This window comes from Actinomyces sp. ICM47 (assembly GCF_000278725.1).
Taxonomy (GTDB): Bacteria; Actinomycetota; Actinomycetes; order Actinomycetales; family Actinomycetaceae; genus Pauljensenia.
In genome coordinates, this window is record NZ_ALCA01000020.1 from 1 (window position 1) to 5,375 (window position 5,375).

At 63.3% G+C, this 5,375-nt stretch carries 3 protein-coding genes; all 3 read left to right on the top strand.

Annotated features, from left to right (window positions below; genetic code table 11):
• Nucleotides 1-1,852 precede the first annotated feature (1,852 nt).
• Complete coding sequence (locus HMPREF1136_RS01050) at nucleotides 1,853-2,323, top strand: Dps family protein (RefSeq protein WP_009647448.1); 471 nt, start codon at nucleotides 1,853-1,855, stop codon at nucleotides 2,321-2,323.
• 324 nt (nucleotides 2,324-2,647) lie between these two features.
• Complete coding sequence (hemH, locus tag HMPREF1136_RS01055) at nucleotides 2,648-3,691, top strand: ferrochelatase (RefSeq protein ID WP_009647450.1); 1,044 nt, start codon at nucleotides 2,648-2,650, stop codon at nucleotides 3,689-3,691.
• A 305-nt stretch (nucleotides 3,692-3,996) separates the two neighbouring features.
• Nucleotides 3,997-5,199, top strand: coding sequence for a PLP-dependent transferase (locus tag HMPREF1136_RS01060; protein ID WP_034504328.1), 1,203 nt, complete (start codon nucleotides 3,997-3,999; stop codon nucleotides 5,197-5,199).
• Nucleotides 5,200-5,375: the final 176 nt, after the last annotated feature.

Below are 5,375 nucleotides of genomic sequence, written 5' to 3' on the forward strand. Positions count from 1 at the left end.
GCCCTGCCACCGCCCACGGGCATCGCAGCCTGGCCCTCCGGCAGCCTGCGCACTGGTGCTGGTGGGGTTTTTCGGGTTACAGGATAAAACGTGTTGGTTTTGTGGTGACTTTTCGGCTGTTGGTGCGGAAAGTTGGTGTTGTAGGTGGTGGAGCCAACTTGGAGGATGGATAAATCGTGTTGCTAGCAGGGTGACTTTTTGGCTTTGTTGCACGGGAAAGTTGCTATTGTAGTTGGTGGTGTTTGCCTCGTTCCTGTGAATGCTGCATCGCGGGCCTGTGTGTGGCTGCCCCATGATCCGTCATGGATTGGTCGTGTGCGACAGCGACCTGGGTTCCAACGTGTCCCGCATGTGAACCCGCTGTTTCGCACGTGGGCCGTCTGTTCCGCACGTTAACCCGCTGTTCCGTACGTGGGCAGGGTTGCCCAGGCTCGGAATAGCAGGCCCACGTGCGGATGAGAAGGGCGTACCAAGGCATGCAAGGTACGAACCCAGCAACATGACATGTCCTATAACCCGGGTGTAGCGACGCCCCGTGCGCGAGCGTCTCACTGCATGTCCGAGCTGTTTTGTGGTGTATGGCGCGTGTCGCCGACGTGTCGGACCCTCGTGTAGCGAAATTCCTCTCGATTGGTGGTGGTGAGGTCGCGGTTCGTGCTGGCGTGGTGCCCAAAGTGCAGACCACCTCGGCGAAAAATGCTGAAAATGGGGTGTTGTGGGCGAGGTGGTCTGCGTTTTGGGCACAACGTGCCTGGCAGGGTGTGTTGCTCGCGCGCGAACCCGATGTTGCGAGCGGTAACCCGCTATGTCGCATGTCAACCCGCTATTTGGAGCGTGGGCGGGGCTGCCTAGGTTCGTATTAGCGGGTTAACGTGCGGATTAGAGGGGTCACGTGCGAAATGATGGGTTCGGATATAACGTGGGGTCCACGTGAGGGTTAGGGAACCCGGGTGGGGCTGAGTTGCTTCGCGAGGACTGATCACGTTGCGGTGAAATAGATCGTGCGGGTCAGTGGTTGCAGCTGGGCTCATCTATTGGCAGTATTAACCATTCAATACGCAGATAAACCCTATTGAGGCATGGTGGGTAGCTCGCCCAGGCAGTCACCTATCGGGTTAACGTGCGCGTCAGAAGCGGTTCGGTCAAGCCTTCGCGGTGCCTGCCGGCCGGGGGTCGTTGCGTACGCGGATAGGTTGTTGCCTCATGGATAGGTCATGAGCATGCGGATAGCTTATTAACCTATCCGCATGGCGATAACCTATCCGCATCGTCGTAACCTATCCGTGAAAGAACGGAACTGGTTCGATCCGTGGCCTCGCATTAGGTTGGTTCGCGTGTTCTGGATGGGAAGTTGCGTTCTGGATGGGAACTGCTCTTTTGGATAGGTTATTTTCCTATCCAGAACGCCGTAACCTATCCAGATTGACGGTTCTTCTCCGGTTTGTCGATGCTTTCTGCCCGCACGGGCATGGGACGTGCCTGCGATGCTCTGCAACGGCGTCGTCCCCCAACGCCATCCATATGGGCATGGGGCATGCGCGCTCGACCTGACGGTGTGAGTAATACCTGCCGCCGCCCACAGGCCCGAGGCGGTGCCCGACCGTATGAGGCAACCGTGACCTCGGCGAAGATTGGTAAGGCGATCCTATCCCATAGGGCAAAAGTCCCAATGACGTAAAAACGCCTAAAACGACGGCTCTATTCCCAAGTTTGACAGTATCGTGAAACATTTGACTAAACAGTGGACAGCGCTAGAAATTGTGGGACCAAGGGACCATCATGGATGTGTCTGAAGGGCACGGCCCCACAAGGGCCAACCCCGCACCGAAATGATACGTAGAGGAGATTCATCATGACCGTTGAGTCCACTGGTTTCAAGGCTTCCGACGTTCTCGCAGGCAACCTGCAGAAGGTCCTCACCGACGTGACGGCGCTGTCCCTCGTGGGCAAGCAGCTGCACTGGAACATCACCGGCGAGGGCTTCCGCTCGCTGCACCTGTACCTCGACGATGTCGTTGACATCGCCCGCGAGGCCTCCGACGAGATCGCCGAGCGCATGCGCGCCCTCCAGGTCGTCCCCAATGGCCTGCCCGAGGTCGTCGCCCAGCGCAACACCCTCCCGACCGTCCCCGAGACGATCATCAAGACCGATGACGCCGAGGAACTCGCCGTCGCCGCCATCAACGCGACCGTCGGCACCATGCGCGACGTGCACGAGAAGGTTGACGCCGAGGATTCCGCCTCCGCCGACATTCTCAACGACTACATCCGTCGCTTCGAGCAGCAGGCGTGGTTCATCCGTTCCCAGAACGGCCAGGCCTGAGCCTGACACCTCCGTGAGGAGGGAGCGGGTCGCGTAGGCTCGCGTGAATAACATTGGGGTGCCCCACCTGTCACAGGTGGGGCACCCTTGTGTGTGCGTGAGTTCGCTCATCGCGGTGGATGGGGTGATGGTGCCCCGAGCCGAATGCGGTTGGCGTTCTGTGGTATGTGAGCGCGGTGTGGGCTGCAGGTATCGCGCTAGGCTGCCGAGGCCTCGTCTGTGCCCGGGAGGAACGCGACGAGGAGGGGGCGCGGCGCGAACGCTCTCTCCGGAAGGTGACACAGCGTCAGCGACATGGGGAAGCGTGAACATTAGGCTGGTGGAGTGACGAATTCCCAGGACGTAGCAGCGACCACCTCGACGTCGATCCATGCGCATCATGGAGAGGCACAGCCCGCCCTGGTTCTAGTCAACCTGGGGACGCCGACCGCCCCTGAGCCTGGTCCGGTGCGCGCGTTCCTGCGCGAGTTCCTGTCCGACCGTCGCGTCATCGAGATGAGTCCGCTTCTGTGGAAGCCCATCCTCGAGGGCATCATTCTGCGCGTGCGCCCCCGCGAGGTCGCCGCCAAGTACCGCAGCATCTGGATGGAGGAAGGCTCGCCGCTCATGCACTACACCCGTGAGCAGGCCCGCCGCCTCGGCGAGCGCTTGCCGGGCGTGCGCGTCGAGGTCGCGATGCGCTACGGGCAGCCCTCTATCGGTTCGGTCCTGGACCGCCTGCATGCCGAGGGTGTGCGCCGGGTCGCGATCCTGCCCGCGTATCCGCAGTACGCGGCTTCGACGGTGACGACGATCAACGACGCGGTCGCCCAGTGGATCGGCCGCAACCGTGACGGCTTCGAGATGCGCCTGCATCGTTCCTTCCCCGCAGCCCCCGCGTACATCGAGGCGCTTGCGACCGCGCTCGAGCGCCACTGGGCGCGGGTGGGTCGCCCGAACTTCCTGACGGGGGACCGCGTCGTCGTGTCCTTCCACTCGATCCCGGTCGCCATGGACGAGGCCGGGGACCCCTACCGCGCCGAGTGCCGCCACACGGTCGCGGCCCTTGAGTCGCGCCTCGGCCTGGCGATGGGTTCCCTGACGGCCACCTTCCAGTCTGTGTTTGGGCGCGCGCAGTGGCTCGGCCCGCAGACGATCGAGGAAATGGCTGAGTTGGGTGCCGCGAAGTGCCCGCGCGTGGACGTCATTTGCCCGGGCTTCATGGCGGATTGCCTGGAGACGCTCGAGGAGATTGATCAGCTGAACCGCGAGACGTTCGTCGAGGCCGGGGGTGGGGACTTCCACTACGTGCCGTGGGCGAACGACTCCGATGGCGCGGTTGCTGCCTTGGAAGAGCAGTCCCGCATCGCGCTCGCCGGCTGGGTGTAGAAGCGCACGTCAATCCGAGAGGAGACGCGGGGCTGATCCGACCGCGTGCGCATGAGAGACAGTTTGTGTGCGTATCGCGAATAGGTTGTGCCTATGCGGATAGGTTATTCACTTGCGGATAGGTTACTAAGCTATCCGCGTGTTCATAACCTATCCGTCAGCTCTTTTCCTATCCGCGAGCGTGGCGATCCGGTTGGCAACGTGGATGTGTGAGCAGCGCCCGGTGCTGCCCTCGGATGCTGTCACAAACGACCGGCGGTCGAAACCCTCCGGCGTGGTCAGCCACGGCCTCGTACCGTGACGGTATGAGCACGACTGACTGTACCGACTTCGCGACGCTGGCCATCCACACCGGGTTTGACCCGGACCCCGTGACGGGGGACGTGGTACCGCCGATGCACGTCGCGTCGACGTACGTGCAGGACTGGCCGGGCCAGCTGCGCAGCGGATACGAGTACGGGCGTTGTGGCAACCCGACGACCAACGCGTTCGCGGGGGCGCTGGCCGCGCTGGAGGGGGCGACGCACGGCTTCGCGTTCCCGTCGGGCATGAGCGCCGAGGACACGGTGATCCGTCTGCTGGCGCGCCCCGGCGACCACGTCGTGCACTCGACCGACGTGTACGGGGGAACGCACAAGCTCCTGAGCGTCATCAAGCCCGCCGAGGGCATCACCTCCCAGGCGGTGGATCTGACCGACCTGGCCGAGGCCGAACGCGTGATTCGCGCACAGCGCCCGCAGCTCGTGTGGGTCGAGACCCCCTCGAACCCGTTCCTGCTGGTTACCGACATCGCCGCGATTGCGGCCCTCACACACGAGGTGGGCGGCCTGCTGATCGTGGACAACACCTTCGCGACGCCGGTGTTGCAACGGCCCCTCGAGCTGGGTGCGGACGTCGTCGTGCACTCGACGACCAAGTATGTGGGCGGCCACTCCGACGTGATCGGCGGAGCTTTCATCCTGCGCGATGGCCTGGAGCTGCCCGCGCACGTCGAGCCTTTTTTCGGCGAGCGCGACGCGGCGGCCGAGGCCGTGAAGCTTCAGATGGCTCTCGGTCACGTGCCGTCCCCGCGCGACACGTACCTGGCGCACCGCGGCCTGAAGACTCTGGCTCTGCGCGTGGAGCGCCACTGCGAGAATGCGCAGAGGATCGCCGAGTTCCTGGCCTCCCACCCGAAGGTGAGCGCGGTCCACTATCCGGGGCTGGCCTCGGATCCGGGCTACGAGCTGGCCCAGCGCCAGAATCCCCGAGGCATTGGCGGGGTTTTGTCCTTCCAGGTTGCCACGGAGGAGGCGGCCCTCGAGCTGACGACGCGCACGCGCATCTTCGCGCTGGCCGCGTCGCTGGGTGCGCCGGAGTCCCTCATTGAGCACCCGGCGATCATGACGCATTCGACGCGTGTTGGCGGGGTCGGCGGCGTGCCTGGCACGCTTCTGCGCCTGGCGGTTGGCCTGGAGGACGTGGGTGACCTGATCGCGGATCTGGAGCAGGCGCTCGCCGGTATCTGAGGGGTGCGCGGGGCAGCCACGAGGCCGGGGCGGCCCTGGTGCATCACCAAAACTCGCACGTGATTGACTCGGGCCAGTTTGTGGTTATACCCAGAACGTTGAAATTCCGGGCATGCGATTTCAAAATTGAAGCACTTGGGATCGAGTTACGTGCGGCATGGTTGGGGAGTATGACT

Excerpts from the sequence above, each read along its gene's own strand:
- HMPREF1136_RS01050 (WP_009647448.1), top strand. The coding sequence starts at position 1,853 with ATGACCGTTGAGTCCACTGGTTTCAAGGCTTCCGACGTTCTCGCAGGC.
- HMPREF1136_RS01060 (WP_034504328.1), top strand. The coding sequence starts at position 3,997 with ATGAGCACGACTGACTGTACCGACTTCGCGACGCTGGCCATCCACACC.